This window comes from Bacillus sp. Cr_A10 (assembly GCF_029222665.1).
Lineage (GTDB): Bacteria > Bacillota > Bacilli > Bacillales_A > Planococcaceae > Psychrobacillus.
Map to the genome: position 1 here is coordinate 530,771 of NZ_JARHXR010000009.1, position 19,938 is coordinate 550,708.

At 35.8% G+C, this 19,938-nt stretch carries 20 protein-coding genes and 1 pseudogene; 17 read left to right on the forward strand and 4 right to left on the reverse strand.

The features are described 5' to 3' along the window. The first annotated feature begins 154 nt into the window (after positions 1-154). From P2Q73_RS09795 to P2Q73_RS09805, 3 genes and pseudogenes are all read left to right on the forward strand, one after another. Positions 155-613, forward strand: a complete 459-nt coding sequence (locus tag P2Q73_RS09795; RefSeq protein ID WP_275786444.1) for a hypothetical protein — start codon at positions 155-157, stop codon at positions 611-613. A 142-nt stretch (positions 614-755) separates the two neighbouring features. Beyond that, positions 756-1,682 carry a phosphotransferase family protein gene (locus P2Q73_RS09800; RefSeq protein ID WP_275786446.1) on the forward strand — a complete coding sequence of 309 codons (927 nt, stop codon included), beginning with the start codon at positions 756-758 and terminating at the stop codon, positions 1,680-1,682. 14 nt (positions 1,683-1,696) lie between these two features. After that, positions 1,697-1,848: pseudogene (locus tag P2Q73_RS09805) on the forward strand (MarR family transcriptional regulator); the annotation flags it as partial. 177 nt (positions 1,849-2,025) lie between these two features. On the opposite strand, the gene pdxR reads toward P2Q73_RS09805, so the two are convergent. Next, on the reverse strand, positions 2,026-3,405 hold the full coding sequence (pdxR, locus tag P2Q73_RS09810) for a MocR-like pyridoxine biosynthesis transcription factor PdxR (protein ID WP_275786448.1): 1,380 nt from the start codon (positions 3,403-3,405) through the stop codon (positions 2,026-2,028). Between the two features lie 115 nt (positions 3,406-3,520). On the opposite strand from pdxR, the gene P2Q73_RS09815 reads away from it, so the two are divergent. The 3 genes from P2Q73_RS09815 to P2Q73_RS09825 all read left to right on the forward strand — a co-directional run bounded on the left by P2Q73_RS09815 (position 3,521) and on the right by P2Q73_RS09825 (position 5,648). After that, a complete protein-coding gene (locus P2Q73_RS09815) occupies positions 3,521-4,135 on the forward strand; it encodes an FMN-binding negative transcriptional regulator (protein ID WP_056830171.1) in 615 nt (204 codons plus the stop codon). Between the two features lie 79 nt (positions 4,136-4,214). Next, positions 4,215-4,853, forward strand: a complete 639-nt coding sequence (locus P2Q73_RS09820) for a LysE family translocator (RefSeq protein WP_275786450.1) — start codon at positions 4,215-4,217, stop codon at positions 4,851-4,853. Positions 4,854-4,940: 87 nt separating this feature from the next. Next, on the forward strand, positions 4,941-5,648 hold the full coding sequence (locus P2Q73_RS09825; protein WP_275786452.1) for a B3/B4 domain-containing protein: 708 nt from the start codon (positions 4,941-4,943) through the stop codon (positions 5,646-5,648). 401 nt (positions 5,649-6,049) lie between these two features. Here P2Q73_RS09825 and P2Q73_RS09830 read toward each other — a convergent pair whose 3' ends face one another. Next, entirely contained in the window at positions 6,050-7,642 is a 1,593-nt protein-coding gene (locus P2Q73_RS09830) for a GMC family oxidoreductase (RefSeq protein ID WP_275786454.1), read from the reverse strand. 592 nt (positions 7,643-8,234) lie between these two features. Between P2Q73_RS09830 and P2Q73_RS09835 the strand changes: the two genes are divergently transcribed. Then, on the forward strand, positions 8,235-8,639 hold the full coding sequence (locus tag P2Q73_RS09835) for a DUF1259 domain-containing protein (RefSeq protein ID WP_056830163.1): 405 nt from the start codon (positions 8,235-8,237) through the stop codon (positions 8,637-8,639). Between the two features lie 502 nt (positions 8,640-9,141). On the opposite strand, the gene P2Q73_RS09840 is transcribed toward P2Q73_RS09835, so the two are convergent. After that, a complete protein-coding gene (locus P2Q73_RS09840) occupies positions 9,142-10,599 on the reverse strand; it encodes a polysaccharide deacetylase family protein (RefSeq protein ID WP_275786457.1) in 1,458 nt (485 codons plus the stop codon). Between the two features lie 763 nt (positions 10,600-11,362). Between P2Q73_RS09840 and P2Q73_RS09845 the strand changes: the two genes are divergently transcribed. The 10 genes from P2Q73_RS09845 (at position 11,363) to P2Q73_RS09890 (ending at position 18,957) form a co-directional block, all read left to right on the forward strand. Beyond that, the gene (locus P2Q73_RS09845) at positions 11,363-12,166 is read left to right on the forward strand and encodes an extracellular solute-binding protein (protein ID WP_275786459.1); all 804 of its coding nucleotides are present in this window, start codon (positions 11,363-11,365) and stop codon (positions 12,164-12,166) included. Positions 12,167-12,204: 38 nt separating this feature from the next. Next, positions 12,205-12,687, forward strand: a complete 483-nt coding sequence (locus tag P2Q73_RS09850; protein WP_275786461.1) for a hypothetical protein — start codon at positions 12,205-12,207, stop codon at positions 12,685-12,687. A 96-nt stretch (positions 12,688-12,783) separates the two neighbouring features. Continuing rightward, entirely contained in the window at positions 12,784-13,329 is a 546-nt protein-coding gene (locus tag P2Q73_RS09855; RefSeq protein WP_275786464.1) for an RNA polymerase sigma factor, read from the forward strand. Between the two features lie 59 nt (positions 13,330-13,388). Beyond that, the gene (locus P2Q73_RS09860; RefSeq protein ID WP_275786467.1) at positions 13,389-14,048 is read left to right on the forward strand and encodes an anti-sigma factor; all 660 of its coding nucleotides are present in this window, start codon (positions 13,389-13,391) and stop codon (positions 14,046-14,048) included. 746 nt (positions 14,049-14,794) lie between these two features. Further along, entirely contained in the window at positions 14,795-15,007 is a 213-nt protein-coding gene (locus P2Q73_RS09865; protein WP_275786470.1) for a glycosyl transferase, read from the forward strand. A 132-nt stretch (positions 15,008-15,139) separates the two neighbouring features. Then, positions 15,140-15,619, forward strand: coding sequence for a GNAT family N-acetyltransferase (locus P2Q73_RS09870; protein ID WP_275786473.1), 480 nt, complete (start codon positions 15,140-15,142; stop codon positions 15,617-15,619). A gap of 501 nt (positions 15,620-16,120) precedes the next feature. Beyond that, positions 16,121-16,537, forward strand: a complete 417-nt coding sequence (locus tag P2Q73_RS09875; RefSeq protein ID WP_275786475.1) for a VOC family protein — start codon at positions 16,121-16,123, stop codon at positions 16,535-16,537. 379 nt (positions 16,538-16,916) lie between these two features. Next, positions 16,917-17,747 (forward strand): sugar nucleotide-binding protein, encoded by an 831-nt coding sequence (locus P2Q73_RS09880; protein WP_275786478.1) that lies wholly within the window; start codon positions 16,917-16,919, stop codon positions 17,745-17,747. Between the two features lie 293 nt (positions 17,748-18,040). Further along, the gene (locus P2Q73_RS09885) at positions 18,041-18,511 is read left to right on the forward strand and encodes a DUF3291 domain-containing protein (RefSeq protein ID WP_275786481.1); all 471 of its coding nucleotides are present in this window, start codon (positions 18,041-18,043) and stop codon (positions 18,509-18,511) included. A gap of 161 nt (positions 18,512-18,672) precedes the next feature. After that, positions 18,673-18,957 (forward strand): hypothetical protein, encoded by a 285-nt coding sequence (locus tag P2Q73_RS09890; protein WP_275786484.1) that lies wholly within the window; start codon positions 18,673-18,675, stop codon positions 18,955-18,957. Between the two features lie 333 nt (positions 18,958-19,290). Here the strand turns inward: P2Q73_RS09890 and P2Q73_RS09895 are convergent, their stop codons facing one another. Further along, positions 19,291-19,704 carry a MerR family transcriptional regulator gene (locus P2Q73_RS09895; RefSeq protein ID WP_275786487.1) on the reverse strand — a complete coding sequence of 138 codons (414 nt, stop codon included), beginning with the start codon at positions 19,702-19,704 and terminating at the stop codon, positions 19,291-19,293. Positions 19,705-19,938: the final 234 nt, after the last annotated feature.

Consider the following 19,938-nt stretch of genomic DNA (forward strand, 5'->3'; position numbering starts at 1 on the left):
GTTTTTTCAGTTGAAATTATTTAAATAGGAGTAAGGCACTCTACGAACATAATTTGTAATAGAAGAGAAGTTGCTTGTTTAACTAACGGGTGCTTTAGTTAAAGAAAAAAGTCCAAAACTGATATACCTCTTACTTAAGATGGGTGGGAAAAGCTTGTTCGATAAATATAAAAAGTTATTTAAACATGATGAACAAAATAATATTGATGATAGGTATGTTTTAATACCAGTAAGTACGATAAACGAAGAGTTAACAAAGAATATAGTTGAATTAGAGAAGTTAGGAGAAGAACTGACTATGGTTCTTCAAAGAAAATACGCAAAAGTATTCGAAAACCAAGGTAAAACGAATCTTAGTATATGGATTAGTAGGGATATTGATGGGGATGAAATTGAAGATTCAACTTCTGAGAAATGTCTTGTAAAAGAATACCGTTCTCAAATAGCAATCGATTACGATGGGCAAAAGTTAAATGAAGACATTTATGCAGAGACCATAGGCTTATGGTATTACTTCGGAGGTTATTTAAAAGGTTCTGGTACTTTATATGACTTATCGAAAAATAACTTAGAGGAAGATATTGAAAAAGCTTTAGTAATGTTGCTAAATTAATTAGTTTGGAATTTCCTTGTTCAAAAACCCTTATACGACAAGGGTATGGCCGTTTTTTATTTTCTCGTTTACTTAAACAAAATTGTTCGGTATGTAGGGTCATTCTAAGAAGTCCCCATACTAGTAAAGGAGACAAAATAGGATGGATAACAGTATCGAGTATGCTGAGTTTGAGTGGGTTAAAAAAATGATTATGATTAATTTTAAGAACTTGAAAATTAGTCATATAATGCAACTTGGCGAGGGATGGATGAGTCGTGCCTATCTGATCAATCATGAGATAGTATTTCGATTTCCGAAGGAAAAAGAAGGAGCTATTGATACAGAAAAAGAAATAAATGCGTTACCAAGCATAAAAAAACATATTTCTCTAAAAATACCGGAATTTATTTATTGTGGGAAACAAGATAATGGTTATCCCTTTGTCGGTTACAGATTATTGCCAGGAGAGCCTATGGATGAAAAACTATTTTGCTCATTACCATCAGAAACAAAGAGTAAAATCGCCCATCAAATCGCCGAGTTTATGAATCAGATCAGTTCATTCTGTGTTGAACAGGCGAAGAATTTAAATATACCTGAATCGAATTTCTATCAATATTACTTAGAGACTTTCAACGAGGTGAAGGAAAAAGCCTTTCCTAAAATCAATCATGATATGCAATCATATATTGCTTTTCGATTCGAAACATACCTAGAAGATAAAAACCATTTCAGATATTCACCTAAGCTTATTCATGCTGATTTATCGATGGACCATTTATTATTTGATCTAAAGAGGCAAGAAATAACTGGAATTATCGATTTTGGTGACATGAAGATTGGTGACCCTGATTATGAATATTTATATTTGTTAGAAGAGTGTGGAGAAACATTTACTAAAAAAGTGATGGAATTGAGAGAGGAAGAAAACGCTCAAGATAAGTTCGAAAAGCTCTCTTTTTTCCTGATAGCTGATAACGTGACACTATTATTAGCAGGACTAAAAAGAAATGATAGAGAGATGTTTGAAGAAGCAGTAGAACTCATTCAGTGTGAAATGAATACAAACCACAAAGGATGGCCGTAAATACTCTCCAAACTTTTAGAACAGAGAAAGGGAAAAATGTTTTTCCTTTTATAAAGAGAGCCAAAATTATTCCAACATCGTTGCATTAGAGGGATTTTCCGAAAGAGAAGTAGAAACCATTTTTAATCTTCTTCAAAAAGTAAGAAAAAATATAGAAAAAGACTGAGGATTTGTTAAAAAGGGACACAAGAAAAATTATTGATTATCTATAGGAGCAACTTTTTTAAGTAAATTGTTATGGGAAAAAATAAAAAAGTCCTGGTTACAGGAACGCTGAAATTAGACATCTTTCAATTGGAACACCCCTCAATCGTTAAACTCAACTAACGACGAAGGGGTGTTTTTATGCCCACGCCTCTTTTAAAAGCTTCACGCCTACTTGAATTTCATCACAGGTAAGATTACTGAATCCAAGTTTAATAATTGCTTCTGCAGGATGGTTTTTTATGAAATAGATGGAGGTAGGATACACTTTAACCCCATAAATGGAAGCACGCTCGATTAACCATTCTTCTGAACGATTTAGATGTACCTTAACTAAAACGTACAAACCAGACTGTTCCCCAATAATGGATATACTTTGTTTGAAGTGCTTTTTTAATTCTAAAACTAAGCACTGCATTTTTCGCTTATACACAAGCCGCATTCGTTTAATATGGCGATTCCATTCTCCCTCTTCCATAAATTTAGCCATTGTAAGCTGGCTTAGGAGTGAAGTAGTACTCTCAAAATGAAGAAATTGATTTTTATAAAGATTTAATACTAACTGGGGCAATACCATATAACTTATGCGGATTCCTGGAAGAAAGGACTTTGAGAAATTCCCTAGGTAAATGACTCTCGTTGAATCAATGGATGCAAGTGCTGGAAATGGTTGTTGAGTATAGCGAAATTCACTATCATAATCGTCTTCGATAATAAATCCATTTTTGTTATTAGCCCAATGAATAAGCATTTGTCTTTGCTGGATAGACATACTTACACCTAGTGGACTTTGATGGGAGGGGGTTACATAGATTAACCTTGACCTCAATTTTTCTAATTTTGAAAAATTAGCCCCTGTCTCATAAACTGGTAAAGTCTCAATCGTGAAACGATGAAATCGAAAAGCTTCCATCGCTCCATCATAACCCGGATCCTCTATAATTATTCCAGCAATATCATCCTTCAAGATTTGTCCAAGATGAATTAACATTTGTTGGGTACTACTGCCGATTATAATCGCATTTGGATCTGTTTTCACTCCACGAGATTGGAATAAATAAGCGGCGATTTGCTCACGCAAGCATACTTCACCAAAGGGTTCCCCGTATAGAAAACTCTCCCGTAATGTTAAAACTTGATTTGATATTCTTCTCCAAATTTTCAGGGGAAAATTGGTTTGATCCACGGCCCCTGCTCTGAAATCAATTTCGACACGCGTTACCGCCTCTTTATGCTTTTTATCAGGTGGGATGAAGGTATCTTGAAATAAAACCGGCTCTAATTCATTTACAAAATACCCTTTTCTCCCTTCTCCGCGGATATAGCCTTCCGCTACAAGCTGCTCATATGCCATCAATGTCGTATTGCGGCTGACTTGAAGGGACTCTGCAAGTTGTCGAATGGATGGCAATGGGTCATTAGGATGTATGTCGCCACGCTCAATAAAAGACTTAAACTGCTCGTATATTTGCTTGTATTTGGGGGATTCATCATTCAAAACAAAAATAGTATTTTTCATTTACAACCACCTTGACATGTTTATTTGTTTGTAATTGTACCTTTTTAGATGTCAGTTTGTATAGTAGGATACTTATATCGAAAATTTATAAAACCAATAAAGGAGTTGTTCAAACATGTTTATTCCTAAATATTTTAAAGTCACGGACATGGATGAAGTCAAAGAGTTTATTCAAGCAAACTCTTTTGGAACCATCGTCACAACAAAACAAGGGAAACCAATTGCCACTCATATACCTTTGGAGTTTAGAAAAAAAGGCGATGAATTTTATATCACTGGACATATGGCCTATGGGAATCCTCAATGGAGAACATTCGAGACGTGTGAGAATGCACTTGTTATGTACCAGGGACCGGATGCGTATATTTCTTCTTCATGGTATGGTCATGAAAATGTCCCAACATGGAATTATCAAGCCGTCCATGTATACGGCAAACCGGTTATTTTAGAGCAAGAAGAGTTAAAGCAAGACCTGGTTATGTTACTAGAAAAATATGAAAAACATCGGAAAAATCCAATTTTATGGGATAAGCTTTCGCCTCAGCTATTGGAAAGGGAACTTAAAGGTATTGTAGGATTTAAGATTAAAGTACAAGAAGTTCAAGCCGCTTATAAATTAAGCCAGAATCGAAATGAGGAGGATTACGGCAACATCATTGGTCAACTACAGAAGGAGGAAGACCTGAATTCTCATCAATTGGCAGAAGCGATGAAAAAAAATAAAAAATAGGGGGAAATGAAAAAAAACATTATGTATAACCTAAACATTTTCAACTCGTGTGCAAAAGTAAAACAAGGAGATGCATCTTATGGATTTTTCAACTATTTGGCTATTTGTAATTGCTGCTGCTACAGTGTTAATAATACCCGGACCAGCTGTGTTATATATTATGGCAAGAAGTATAGAACAAGGAAAGAAAGCAGGTCTGGTATCAGTTCTTGGTGTATCTCTTGGTGGTTCGGTTCACGTTTTAGCTGGAGCAATTGGAGTTTCTGCGATCCTTATGACATCAGAAACAGCCTTTAGTATAGTGAAATACTTGGGTGCTGCTTATCTTATCTATCTGGGGTGTAAGACTTTATTTTCTAGACCTGATAAAACGACTTCAGAAATTCCAAAAGCCTCTAGCCAAAAATTATTAAAGATTTTTTACCAATCTGCGCTCGTAGAGATAATGAACCCTAAGACAGCACTCTATTTTTTAGCATTCTTTCCGCAATTCATATCACCTTCGGCTGGATCAGTCCCAGTACAATTTTTGCTTTTAGGAGCAATATTTCTTCTCTTGGCTTTTATTTGTGATGGTCTGTATGCAGTTCTTGCAGCAAGTATTAGAAAGCGGATTTTAGGTGGTAAAGTGAGTTCAAAGTTACAGAGTCGGATAACTAGTTATCTGTATATTGTTCTAGGAGTAATCTGCGCCTTTGCGAGCCCCTCCAAAATATAAGAGTGTTATGATTAAATATAAAATTGCTACACCATAAATAGCGATTATACCAAGAAAATGAGTAAAATAAAATGGAGTGATATTTTTATGCCTAAATTTATCATAGAAGAAGGTTTTTGGAAGTTATTCCCTCATGCAAAAATAGGAACCGTTATTTGCCAGGGGATTGATAATTCAATAAGGGATGTAGAAATTTACGAAATGATGCTGCTAGAGGCAGAGAAAGAAGCACATAAATTTCTTAGTCAGGAGGAATTCAGTAGTAATCCAGTCATATCCGTTTGGCGAGAAGCATTTCAGAAATTCAAGACAAAGAAAGGGGCAAGGTGTTCCATCGAAGCCTTATTAAAAAGAGTGAAGAATGACAATCATATCGGAACAATAAACCCGCTTGTTGACATCTATAATTCAATTTCATTGCGTCATGGGTTTCCATGTGGTGGAGAAGATATCAATACTTTTGTAGGTGATATTAGGCTAACACAGGCAAATGGTAATGAACCGTTTACCCCATTGGGAAATGATGAAAATGCTTCTCCATATGAAGGTGAAATTATTTATAAAGATGATGACGGTGCAATATGCAGATGCTGGAATTGGCGTGAAGCTCAGAGAACAATGTTAACAGAAAATACTAAAAATGCATTCCTCTGTATTGAATCAATAGATGAAACAAGAAACGATGAGTTTCATAAGGCGCTTAACGGTTTGGCTGATTTGGTTTCACATTATCTTGGTGGTAACGTGAAGATTGAGGTATTAGATAATAACAATAGGGAAATTACAGTTTGTTGAGATTTTCATTTAAACTAACGGGTGCTTTAGTTAAAGAAGGAACAACAAATTAATCAAGCTTTTTTATGAAACTGAATACTAAATCACAACGAAAGAATCCATCTTGAACAATCTATTTTCAAAATGGATTCTTATATTTTATGGTTATATAAGGGTTAAAGAGGGAGTATAGTATTTAGTTATTTTCAACATATGTCTTTAAATCTCTACTATTATATATACTATCCAAACTTTCAAACAAGCTATTGATTTACCTGAAGATTAGTCGTGGAATGAAGTTATCATTAGACCAACAAAACAAGTAATGTAAATCACCAGAATAACTGAAAATAGACAATTGGCAGGGGACAAAAGCCTTTTTTTAAAACTAATAATTGAGTTCATTCATAAATATAGAGTGTTCAATTAAAATTTTCATTTAATAATTGTTTGGCAATGGTATATCCAATTAGAAATGTAGGGGCAGAGGTATTGCCATCTACCGTAAAGGGAATGATCTGTGCATCTGCAACGATTAAATTATTTACTCCATGCACTCTGCCAAAACGATCCACTACACCTCCCTTATTTATTGGTGCCATCCGTAATGAACTTTGTTGATGGTGATTATGACCGAAGTTTTCTTTAATGAAGTCTTCAAGAAGTTCATCATCATTTATGGTTTCAAGTGTTGGATTTATAAGCTGGTAAGTTGGGTCGAGCTTTGAAAGCTTTTCGGCAATATCTTTAATATACGTTCGATATATTGCTTTAATGGCTTGTAGGTCATCATCGTTTTCAAAAAATCCTTCATCGGCCAGTACAATTTTCAAAGGATCATTGTTTTGTATTTTAATGGAACCTCGGCTTTTGGGTTGTAAAAATATTATCGCAATATTTAATTGCCCCTCTGCCACAATTCCTATTAGTTGCACCGCTCTTCGGCGAGTGCCATTTCCTGAAAGTGGGTGCGGCAAAAAGGCTCCACCTGTATAGAGGGCAAACGGGTCGTTTTGAAGCTCAGGAATATCCTTTTGATTCATCGTAAAGGTTGCGGTATTCAACGTGTGATTCGTTAAATATTCCCCTACATTCGGATTATCAAAAACGACTGGTATGCCAGCCTGTTTTAAATCTCTGGAAGGGCCAATTCCAGATAGCATTAGAAGGTGGGCGCTGTTGATTCCTGCTGAAATAATCACTTTTTTACGGGCAAATGCTTGTACCTTTTGTCCCTCTTTTAGAAATTCAATTCCAATTGCCCTTTTTCCCTCGAAGAGAATACGGAGGGCATTGGATTTATAAAAAACTCTTAATTTCCGTCCATTTACGCCAATTCCATCTGGAGTCATATTATTGGAGGATAAAAATGCAGTGGATGCACTTTCACGCTCACCATTCGTTTTTTGAAATAATTGCCAGCGGTAAAAAGGGCCAATTGGGGTTTGGGGATCATTATAATCAAGAATTTTTTTAAAGCCTGTTGCCTTTACTATCGCTGAAACCAATTTTTTTGTCACGCTTGACGGTTTAGCAGGAGCTTGCCTGATATTTAAACGTCCATTAAAGCCATGAACGTCTGGATTATTCGTTTTGCCATGATAGTCTTCTAACTGTTTAAAGCTTTGAATTGCTTGTTCGGGTGACCACAATGAACCTAAAAGTCTTTCCCATTCTCTTAAAACAGCAGGTGTGGGTCTGACATATTGTTCTCCATTAATGGAAGATCCACCGCCAGAAAGCCGGCCGGTTGTCCATTCGAACGTTCTATCATCCACAAATTCTTGGGGAACGCCTTCTCCTTGCCAAAAATATTGTGGAAAGAATTCCTCTTCCAGTTCAAGAGCAAACCTGGAATCTCTAATTGGTCTATCTCGATCATTATTTTCTCCTGCTTCCAATACTAAAACAGAAGTTTTTTTGTCATCCGTGAGTGTCTTAGCTATAACCGCACCAGCTGGTCCAGTTCCTACAACAATATAATCAAAAAATTTTTTTGACTGGTTCGAGTTCATTTTTCATTCCCCTTTTTTTCATTTATTTATCTTATGAATAATCGAAGGGGAAGAAGTGGGTGAAGATAATCTAATTTATCAAATATAACTATAAATTATAAATTAAACAGACACCAAAATATTATTAGGGGGCCGATACTTAATAAGGTGTCGCTTTTTCGTCGTGCAATAAACAATAAAGTCTGTAAAGAAATGCACTTAAGGTACCGGGTGCTTTAGTTAATGAACAACGGTTGCTATAGTCAGCTCTATTTTATTATTAAACTAACGTTACAAGTTAGTACAATAAGTTAAACCGGCGTTAAGTTAGCTTTATTGTTATAAATTTGGAACAAATTGTGAACAAACTAATTAAAGTAGGAAAAGGTAATGAAAGATTTAAAAAATATTTGAACAAGCTCAAAAGGAAATGTTTCAAGAATTAAATGGTATTTCAGACTAGCAAAACGAATTTATCTAATCGATTAGAAACTCCTTTCGCCTAATAGCAATATTCATAAACTTTTATAGTTCCACGTTTGTCTCTATCTCTATTAATGTAGTTTCATACAATAATATAGAACAAAGACTATTAATAGAAAGGAGGGACAAAATGAGATTAGAGTCGAGAGGAGACTTATGTGGAGAATTTGGACGAATCCTTGGAGGAAGTAGTAGTATAGTTAACGGAGCTTGTCTTGTACAAAAATTTAGAAATATTCGATTTACTATTCTTGGAAGAAGAACAAGGTCACCTTTAGTGATTCCACAATTTTTTTCTTTTGAAGATTTGGACAGTCGGGGTAACGCACTAAACCTTGGGGAAACCGTGCTGTTACAAGAGGAGATTAACCCATTGCTCACAGAGTTGAGAAAGAGAAATATCATCGTTACTGCAGTCCACAATCATTGGTTGTTTGAGGAACCACGGGCAATGTATATGCACTTTGAATCTGTCGAACCCCCCCTTGAATTTGCAAGGAAAGTTCGGGAAGCATTTAGAGTACTAAAAAAATGATTTCAATAAATTAAAGAGCGTTCCAAACGGAGCGTTCTTTTTTATATGTATAAAACTAATGGGTGAACCTAATGGTGGTAGTCACTCATGTTGTTACTACTTAGATCAAATCCTTTATATTGGAAACTATATTAAAGACAAAGAATGAACTACATTAAGCAATACTAAAAACGGGTCAAAAGAATTTAATAAGACAGTAGTTAAAGAAGGAACAACAAAATATTCAAGCTTTTTTATGAAACTGAAGATCATAACGAAAGAATCCATTTTGAATAATCTGTTTTCAAAATGAATTCTTATATTTTATCGTTAAATAAGGGTTAAAGAGGAAGTATAGTATTTAGTTATTTTCAACATATGTCTTTAAATCTCTTCTATCTATAAATACTCTCCAAATGGTAGTAAGACTTCCAATAAGTCAATAAGTATAATCATAATGTTCATCTGAACTACGGACGTAAAAGAGAGGCCCAAAAGCCTTGCTTTCAAGTCACTCTTTCTATCACTCATCAAGTTCTGAAACAGTAACAAATATATATCCTTCACTTTTCAAAAATGCAAGCACATTTTCTAACCCTTCCGCAGTAGATAAATGAATATCGTGCATTAAAACGGTGCTTCCGTCATGAACACTACTTTTCACAGATGCTAATAATTGAGAAGCATCACGGTGTTTCCAATCAAGCGTATCAACATCCCATAAAATAACTGGTAAGCTCAAAATGTTCAACATGTCATCATTAAAAGCACCGTAGGGTGGACGAAAAACAGTAGGTGCTTGGCCAGTGGCTTGTTCGATAATGTTATTTGTTCTTGAAACTTCCTCCGTTATTTCATCCGATGCCATATTCGTTAAATTTGCATGAGTCCAAGTGTGGTTGCCCAGCTCATGGCCAGCTTCCAACACATCGTTTGCGATTTCTGGATAGAATTCTACTCTGCTCCCGAGCATAAAGAATGTTGCTTTAGCATCGTACTTTGCTAAAGTTGCGAGAATTTTGGGAGTGACTTTTGGGTCTGGCCCATCATCAAAAGTTAGGGCTACTTGCTTCGTTTTAGCATTTCCAATTTGTACGTCAACTGGAGTTTCAGTCTCGCTGCTATTGTTATCTTCTTCAATATCCTCAGAACCTTCTTCAACAGGCGGTTTCGGTAATAATTCAACTGAGTTATCGGGTTTATAAGGTGCAACTAGTTGTTCAGTTAGCTCTGCAAGTGGGACAGCAATAATCGGTGCGCCTGCTGCACCACTAGCTATTTCATACTCGTCAAAATACAAAACAAGTGTATCTTCTATTAACGCAAACTTCTTAAAGTTACTCCATTTCGGTTCGGTAGCTAGCATCATTTCTTCTTCTAGCACTCTATCTTTCAAGCTTGGGTCATTCTTAATGCTATCTCGTACTAGTGATGAAAGTTTTGCAAGTTTAGATTCGTCATGTCCAAATAAATCATCAACCTTTATAATTTCTTCAGACTCTGTGTGGAAATGAATCGTTTTAAAATTTGTATAACCATTCGCACCCCCTAAATACGTTCCTGTAATCATTACAAACGAATAAGACCCTGATGTATGTGGAAATATTTCAAAGGCGATGTTCAATTCTCCGGGAGTCTTACTACCGATCCGTTTATTTTCTTGCATGGCGATTAAATAAGTATCAAGTTGTTCATCTATGTATTTTTTAATCTGTACATTAAATGATTCTACTTTGCTTTGTGGATATTGTATTGAGTAAGGAGAATATTCGTCATTTGATACCTCCGTTTTAATAAGTATTCCAGGAAAAGCCGATTCTTCTTTTGTTATTTCAGGGGCATTTCTGTTGTTGGTGGTTTGTTTTGCATTGCTCTTTGTTGAGTAACTGAGGAAGATGAGGCTTATACTCAGAAGAGCAATTATACCGATACAGGCAACATCAATCCAAGGTCCCCGTTGTTTGTTACGGGATTTGGTCATAAACTGGGATTCTCCTTTCTTTCATTAACTGTAATTCTGTTATTTTGGTATCTCACTTTTACGTTTCGCGAATACGTATCATACTATTAGACGCTTGGCTTGATAAAAAAGTTTGCTATAAAAATAACTTCTAGAAAATTAATGTTCAGTTTTCATATTTATTTCATCTCAAGAACGTAGTCTATCAGAATTTTTACTGATAACTAAACTTTCGTAGAGTGAAAGTAGACTGTAAATCTGTTAATAATATTTGCTTTGATTAGTCCTTGACGAGGAGTTTAGCATTCCATTTCTGCTCTTTCATATCGGTCATTCCACATAATACTGCTTTCATATCCGGAACTAATTAACAGAAATTAATTTAAACTAATTGTTGTCTAATACAGCTTAAAAACAAAAAGTGTATTGAAGAAAGTGTCTTTTCCCCGTTACTAAAGAGGGGATACCTCTGGCAAAACGAAACATTTTTATGCTTTCTACAACTTCTTCTTTTATTGGAACAAAGCGACGTTTATTTCTCTTCCCAATAATATTCAGGGTATACCCACCTAGTGTCTTGTCCATCAATAAATGATGTTCAGGGACATTGTAGTAAAAAGTGGTTACCTGCGATGGTAAACTTTTATTTATTCTTCACCATACTAATTTCCAATAAATATATGAAACTTTCTAACTATTTTGTAATATAATCAAACCGTTTACAGCTTCCCTTCGTTACCTTTGATAGTACCGTTAAAAAAATGTATGAAATGGAGTGAGAATCATGAAGAAGACCGTGTTTCTATCAGCTTTACTGCTCTTTGTCATTACGGCTACCGGATTATCTACCTATGCAAAAATGGACCGTAAGACGGCGTCCCAGTCGACACCAAATTCCAGCCAAAGTGATTATGTCATTCGGGTGTACGGACCAGGAGGACCACTTGGACCGATCAAGGAAGCTGCTGAACATTTTTCAGCAGGAACGGGAATCAAGGTAGAAGTAACAGCCGGACCTGAGGGCAATTGGATAAGCCAGGCAAAGCAAGATGCAGATATTATTTTCGGTGGCTCCGAGTATATGCTGCAGGACTTCATCTTTAACCACCCCGAAATGATCGACACTAAATCACGTACGGAACTTTACCCTCGTGCTGTAGGAATATTGGTGAGGAAAGGAAATCCTAAAAAGATTGAAAGCCTGGAGGATTTAACGAAAAATGGAGTAAAAATACTCGATGTGAATGGGGCTGGCCAGCTTGGCCTGTGGGAAGACCTGGCAGGCAGAAAAGGGCTAATCGAAGGCATTTCCCAAAATATTAACCTTTCTGTAAAGTCGAGTGCCGAAGCCATTGAACGATGGAAATCGAATTCCAGCCTAGACGCCTGGATTACCTATGAATCGTGGCATCATCGGCTCAAAGATGTGACCGACCTGGTCGAACTGCCCGAAGAAGATAAACTCTATCGTGGAACGCCGATCGCCCTGACGAAAATCACCGATCAAAAAAAAGAGGCACAGCAATTTATTGATTATTTAAGAACGGAAGAATCACATCAAATCTTTCAAAAATGGGGTTGGAAGTAAGAGTGAGCCTTAAATCTTAAAAACTGGGAGGAACATACATGAAAAAAGTAATTTTTACGCTCACGATACTTTCGATTATTTTTGCTTTGGCTGCCTGCGGAATAAGCACTGAGGAAAAAACAGAGACGAATCAACCCAATCAAGCCCAAACGGAACAATCGGAGCAAGTCCCGGCAGACAGCCTTCAGCTTTTGGAGAATGAGAAAGCTGGAGAGTATTTGGCGGATCCACAGGGAAGGGCCCTGTATTACTTTAAAAAGGACGAAGCAGGAAAAAGCAATTGTAGCGGAGACTGCCTGGCAAACTGGCCGGCATTTACACAGGAGGATTTCGCCGTCCCGGAAGGTTTTGACAAAAAGGATTTCAATACGATCACAAGAGAAGACAAAGGGGTGAAGCAGGTCACGTACAAAGGCTTTCCTCTATATTATTTTGCAAAAGACCAGCAAGAAGGGGATGTAAACGGACAAGGAGTAAAAGATGTATGGTTTATCGTAAACAGCGAAACAGAATTTGAATAAGCTTGCCCAGGGAACGATCAGTCGCGGTCGTTCCCATCCTTACTTTTAATATAGTATAATGGCAATATATTTTTATCCATTAGCAGGGAGTGTCACATGAAAGAAAATTATGATGCGGAATTAATGAGATTGGTAAAAGAAAAACATGGTCACGCATTAGAAGAGCTTTATGATAGATACATAAAACTTGTTTACGGCTTCGTTATGAAGTTTTGTAATGGGAATGAGGATAAGACGAAAGAGATTATTCAGTTAGTCTTTTTGAGGCTATGGACAACAAACAGCCATTACGATCCCGCTCAAGGCAGCTTTGTAAATTGGCTCCTCACGATTACTCGCAATATTTGCATTGACTACCACCGTAAAGAGAAGAGGTATACGCAGCACTATCAAGAGGAACATGAAGAGATTGCCGACCTTGCCAATACAAACGAGCGACGAGTAAATACAAATGAAATTGAGATGGCGAAAAACAAATTGCCGACGGCACAAAGAAAATTAATCGATTTGCTTTATTGGAAAGGGTATTCTCTTTCAGAGATCGCCAAACTCGAACAAGAGCCGCTCGGCACGATTAAAAGCAGGCTGCACCAAGCTCTTAAAGGATTGAGGAAGCATCTGAAATTGGAGGATATAAAATGAGAAGGGATTGCGACCATTTAATTCCATATATAGCAAATGAGCTCAAGGAGAGCGAATGCATGGCCTTTGTTGAACATTTAAAGAATTGTACGGAGTGTAAGAAAGAATATCAGGAATTGTCTCAAGCCTGGAATGCTTTGCCGTATGATTATACCGAAATTGAGGTACCTGAATCGTTAAAAGGCGAGGTGCTGGGGTTTGTTTTTGATCACAAAACGAAAAGCGGTATGGAAACATCCAAGGCTAAGATGAGCAAGCTTGCTATAATGCTCAAAAACCATTTCACTCCAGTTTCAACCAGTATCGTGGCCGTCTTGTTGCTCGTCATTATTGGCTTTGGAATAGCTAATATACAGGAAAAAAATCGCCATGCTGAAAATATACCCATTGAGATTTTAACGGCCATTCCCTTAAAAGCAGCCAATCAAAGCCACCCGGGAACAAACGGCATCGCATATATTGTCCAGCAGGGATCAGAGAAAAATTTGGTGATACAGGTTCACGAATTACCCGGCGTCGAAGGTTCACAGGTTTACCAGGTTTGGCTGCTGAAAAACGGCATGAGGGAAAATAGTGGCATATTCAAGCCGGACGAAAACGGATCCGGTATACTGACCTACCAGCTCGCAAAAGGGCAGACTTTTGATCAAATCGGCATCACCGTCGAACCGGACGCCAACAGCACCCAGCCAAGGGGAGAAAAAATAGCCGGTTCATAGAATCAAACATTTTTATAAGTCGACATTTAAAGTGGTCAAAAAGAGGAGAACGTACTTTAATAAGTCTATTGATTTTGGTGGACTACTAATATTGACTCCTCTAACCATTTTTATTCTCTGTGGTGAAGCGCTGATTTTGCGCTTCATGGATGGCTAAGATGCAATAGTTGAAGAAGGAACAATAATGTAATAATGCTTTTTTATGAAAATGAATACTAAATCACAACGTAAGAATCCATTTTGAACAGTCTGTTGTAAAATGGATTCTTATATTTTATGGTTATATAAGGGTTAAAGAGGAACTTTTAAATTTAGTTATTTTCAACATATGTTTTTAAATCTCTTCTATATATATAATCTCCAAACAACTTCGGTTTCCAACGATGAATAGCATGATTTTCTCTTGCGAATACTTACTCTAAATAGATGTCTGTAGTTTCTGTCCCAACGATCTCATGATGTCATAGTTAACGGAAATAACCTGAATTATATGGAACGCCCGAAATCCTTGATGCATAAGGATTTCGGGCGTTTTGGTTCACCTATTCAAGTTATAGTAAGAAGGATTAACGCAAAAGCGACTGAGTCTCGTTCAAACAAGAAGGAATTAATGAAATTAAAGTTGTTTTCTAATGAGTTGAACATTGATAAGGGGGTTATAAATAAACTTATGAAACAAATATGAGCGTTGACTCTGGAAGGGATTAACTCTCTTATTGTAGAACTTATTAATGGGGAAATAGTTAGTGAAGAAGCAAGTGTGGTATTTTATATTGGGGCTAATCGTAATAATCTTAAGCATACCTTTAGGATATTTCTCAATTAATGTAGTGTATTCTAATGAAAACTTAACTGGAGAATATGTTCCTTTATTAAATGGGTTCATACCTTCATTTATGTTAATTGGTAATTTAATATTTAGCGTTGGATTATTAAATATCTTGAGAGATAAATATTAGTTTGTGAAGAGTTGTACTTCAACTAACGCGGCAGGTTAGTTTAACAAGGATAGTTAAATAAATTATCTTTAATGATGTAATCACTACATTAAGAGTGTCAGGATATGGAAAAAATGAATGGGGTCTTATATTATGGAAAATTTTAGCGGTGTTGAACTGAAGCATTTTTCAAGTGAGCATATGATAGTATTGAACTCTTTTGTACTTACAGAAGAACAAAAACAATTTTCTGCATTACCAAACAAATTTGGAGAAGTTACAGAAGGACAGTATCGTATTGTTATTTTAAGTGACAAAACACCTGTTGGTTTCTTTCTTCTAAATTCAAATGAACGAGTTAAGAAATACTCCACTAATCTGAACGCTTTGTTATTAACTGCACTATCAATTAATAATACAGAGCAAGGAAAAGGCTACGCTAAACAAGGGATGTCATTATTGATTGAGTTTGTTAAATCTGAATTCCCTGAATGTGATGAAATTGTATTAGTGGTAGATATAGATAATATTCCAGCTCAAAAACTATATTTAAAAGTAGGATTTGAAGATACAAATGAGAGACAAATAGGACGTATCGGCGAAGAAATTATCATGAGACTATCAATAAAATAATGTATAAGACCATAACTAAAAATAATTGCATTTGCACCAAATTTATCAATTATACATATAGAAAAACGGTTAGCTAATTACCATAAATTTTTAATAAAGATTGATTAAAATGGATTCATTCGTTGTGATTTAGTCTGCATTATATGAGAGTTAAAAGGTCATTAAATACTAGGTAATACTTTCCTTTTAGAAACGTGTTCGCCAACTTAATTAATTGTGCATCCATCGGCCCCAAATAGTACAATTCTTTAAGGAAAAGATAAATGTTCTAATTCAACTAACGGGTGCGTTGATCCAAAAAGGATTAATGCACTTTTTTTGAAGTTCTTTTTGAGCTAACGCAGCAGTTTAGTTGAAGAATCTTTATTAACTCTTATTCAACAATCGGACCATTTTCTTGAATAAGAGAAGGGATTATTCGTAAGTAAATCGAAGTTAATCAGAAGATGTTATTTAGTTTAGCATCCGGACGTATATACAACATTAAGGAGGAAATCGATTATGAGCAATACACAGACATTACGAGGACTCACCACAGTCAGTTTTTGGACGGATGATCTAGTAGCGGCAAAGAGGTGGTACGCTGAGCTATTGAGCATCGAACCATACTTCGAACGTCCAGGATATGCCGAGTTTCGCCTCGGCGACTACCAGCATGAGCTGGGCTTAATCGATAGCCGCTACGCGCCCGAGAGTTCAGCGACCGGACCGGCAGGTGCTGTAGTGTACTGGCACGTCGACGATGTAAAAGCAATTTTCAAGAAGCTGCTGTCTATGGGAGCGAAAGAGTACGAGGCACCCACAGAGCGCGGCGAGGGGTTCATCACTGCTTCCGTGGTCGATCCCTTTGGAAACATCCTAGGCATTATGTATAATCAGCACTATTTGGAGTTTCTGGGTTCGACCAGAAAAGGATGACCCTCAATGTCAGTTTTCAAAGTTCACCGCGGCTTGGCAAGTTGTACTGTGGTGAGTACCAATTATCTGTGCAGTGGCAGCTGTTTCGATTTATGTTATGCTTACCCCAACGGTTATTCAACTACTATTCTGGAGAAAAAAAGCACAAGAAATATGAAAAGTTGAAAAGGCTTGAAGAGATAATATTAATAAAAGACGGTGCTTAAGTTAAACAAGACCATCAGTTTGATGGTCTATTTCTTTATCCAAAACATCAAGTAGATCTAAGAAATCCATTGTGAAATGTTACACTTAAACTAACGCAGCAGGTTAGTTCAAGAAGGAAAACAATTAAGTTGTGGAGAATACATAATAAAATAAACTAAAAAAGGAAATATTTATGAGAATACTTATATTAGGAGCAACTGGCTTTTTGGGCTCGAATTTATTCCAACTGGCTTCAGAGAACAAAAATCTAACAGTGTTTGGCACCTCACGTTTTCAACATAAGAACTCTAATATTATGCAAGTAGATGTTACAAACAAACAATCACTAAGAAGTGCCATTAGAAAAATAAATCCAGAAGTAGTTATATGGTCACTTATGAGTTCTGAAGAAGAAACCAAATTAATTAATTTAGGGCTCGAAAATTTATTAACAGAAATAGAGAGTGCTACAAAACTTATATTTCTATCAACGGATGCGGTTTTTGTTGAAGGAATTGGTGGTTACAAAGAAACGGACCCAATTGGTACCTTGCCTAAAGAAGCAGCCCTAGCTGATTATGTGAACGGTAAATATACTGGAGAAAACCTAATTCTCAATAAACATCCAAATCACGTGATTCTTCGTACTGGCCCACTATATGGTAATAATGGCGATCAAGGTATTGAAAAACGAACCATACAAATAATCGAGAAAATAAAAGAGAATCAGTCATTTGATGCATGGACAAATGTGTATAAAACTTTTGTAAATGTTAATGATTTATCAAATATGATTATTGAATTGACTAATATAAAATTTAATGGAATTTTGCATGCTGGACCCATACATAAAGAAAGCTACTATACGTTTTATAAAAAGAGATTGGAACAACTTGGATGGAATAATAGTCTTCTCCGCCAAACTATAAAATCTAAAGAAGATGCCCCTTATCTATCTCTTGATACGTCTCTAAATACACAAAAAGCTCACCAATTGCTTAAAACCAATTTTCGCACAGTTTGACTAGTTATTGATTTTTCTGAGATTGAAAGAACAAGGTGATTGTTATTCAACTAACATCGTGCTTTAGTAGAACAAGGCTAGTCAGGATGGGAAGATATTAGGAATATATTATAATTATGCTTCTTCAACTAACGGGTGCTTTAGTTTAACAAGCTAAGCCAACAATCTTTGGTTTAGATTCGGTACATAATATGTATATCCTTTTTCATCTAACGAATCAGGTTAGTAGAAGAAGGATTTTTTACTTACAATTTGAATATATATTGGTAAAGACTATTGATGGAGGGCTCTTTATGGCATTAGTTTCAATTTATACTATTGGTAGGCTTTACCACCCTTATGATCACCCTGCCTCTCGTGAATTTTTTCAAGTTGGAAATGAAGTATATCGTCAGGCAAATAGATCAGGACTAATAGAAGCTTTTTCACCTGAGGGAGTCACTATCTCTGAAGAAACCATAAAGGGTAATGGATCTCCCATTCTTACACTAACAGTATGGAGAGACCTTCAATCCTTATATCGCTTTTCCTATTCAGGCAAGCATTTGGAAGCAGTACGAGATAGAAACAGATGGATTGAGACATATCCAGAAAAACATCTTTCATATGTAGTTTGGTGGACAGAAAAGGTGACGGATGTCTCTTGGGAGGAAGCATTCAAGAGGTACAACTATTATATTCAGCATGGTTCCACACCTTTTGCATTTGATTTTAAGCATACATTTGATGAAAAAGGGGAGACGTTCTTGATTAGAACCACTTAAAGTAACGGTGTCCTTTAGTTTAACAAACTACGTTAACAATCTTTGTTTCACATCTGGAACATAATGCGTATTATCCTTGTTCAACTAACGAAGCAGGTTAGTTCAACAAGGTTTTTCATTTAAGTGGTAAAATATGTTTATAAGAAGGAGCTTTTTATAAAATGATATTAGCAATTTTTATAATACTAGCACTTGCAATTGTTTGTTTATCTTTATACCTAACTACAAGGAATAAGAAAAATAGAATAATAACTGGAATTGTCTTGATATTATCGGTTTTAACGTATCCGTTATCTTTACCTTTGTTACATGAAACTAAAGTGCTTCAAGGATTAGAAGGAACAGCAACTTTAATGCTTTTTTATTTTATAATATTGTTAGGTGGAATTATCACAATCATTGCAGGTCTTTTCACAAAAATGAAATTCGGTGAAAGTAATAAATAAAACTCTTAGTAAACAAACGGGTGCTTTAGTTAAACAAGACCATCATTTCGATGGTCTATTTTTATACCCAGAACATCAAGTAGATGTAGTCGATCCGGTGTGAAATGTTACACTTAAACTAACGCAGCAGTTTAGTTGAGTAAGGATTAATTAAAAGAAATATTTTAATGATATACAAACTTTAGAGTCCACTCAAGAAGAAGGGTACTTTACGTAAGAAGTATTATCGTATCTTAAAAAAGTTGTAAGTAGGAACTATATAAATTAGGAAGAAGTAAAATAAAAATACTCCCTGTATTTCATATCTACACTTGTGAAATTCAGGTGATTCTGTTACGTGTTTGTAGTGATTTCAATCTTTTTTATATGAATATCTTCCGTTCCGGCATCTAATGCAGTCCTGTAATATAAACATTTATGCTCGATGACTTCCATTGTTTTTTTTAGTTCTTCCATTTGTGCTTCAACAATCGCTTTTCGTTCTAAAAACATGTTAGATCTTTGTTGCAATGTAGAATCCCCATCAGAACACCAATCAATGAATTGTTTAATTTCCTTAATAGGCATTCCTGTGGCTTTTAAACATTCAATTATTTTTAAGGCGTCAATATCGGTTTCTTTAAAAACTCTAATTCCGCTAGGTGTACGTTCTACAAAAGGCATAAGTCCCTCTTTGTCGTAGTAACGCAAAGTATATACTGTAAGATTCAGTTCGTTTGCAACTTCACTAATAGAATAGGTCTTCATCATTAATCTCCTTTTTTGTAGATAGACTTCGAGTTAACTATAGGTTATTTGGGCATCTTATCATTGTATATGCGGGATGTCAAAGACACCATATAGGGAAGTAGAAAATTATATTAATCACTTGACCTAGAGTTAACTATAGGAATTAACATAGTGTTGTAAGGGAAAATGGGCTGGGAAAAATGAATGAATAGAACATTATTATTCATTATGTATTAATAACCAGTACAGCAC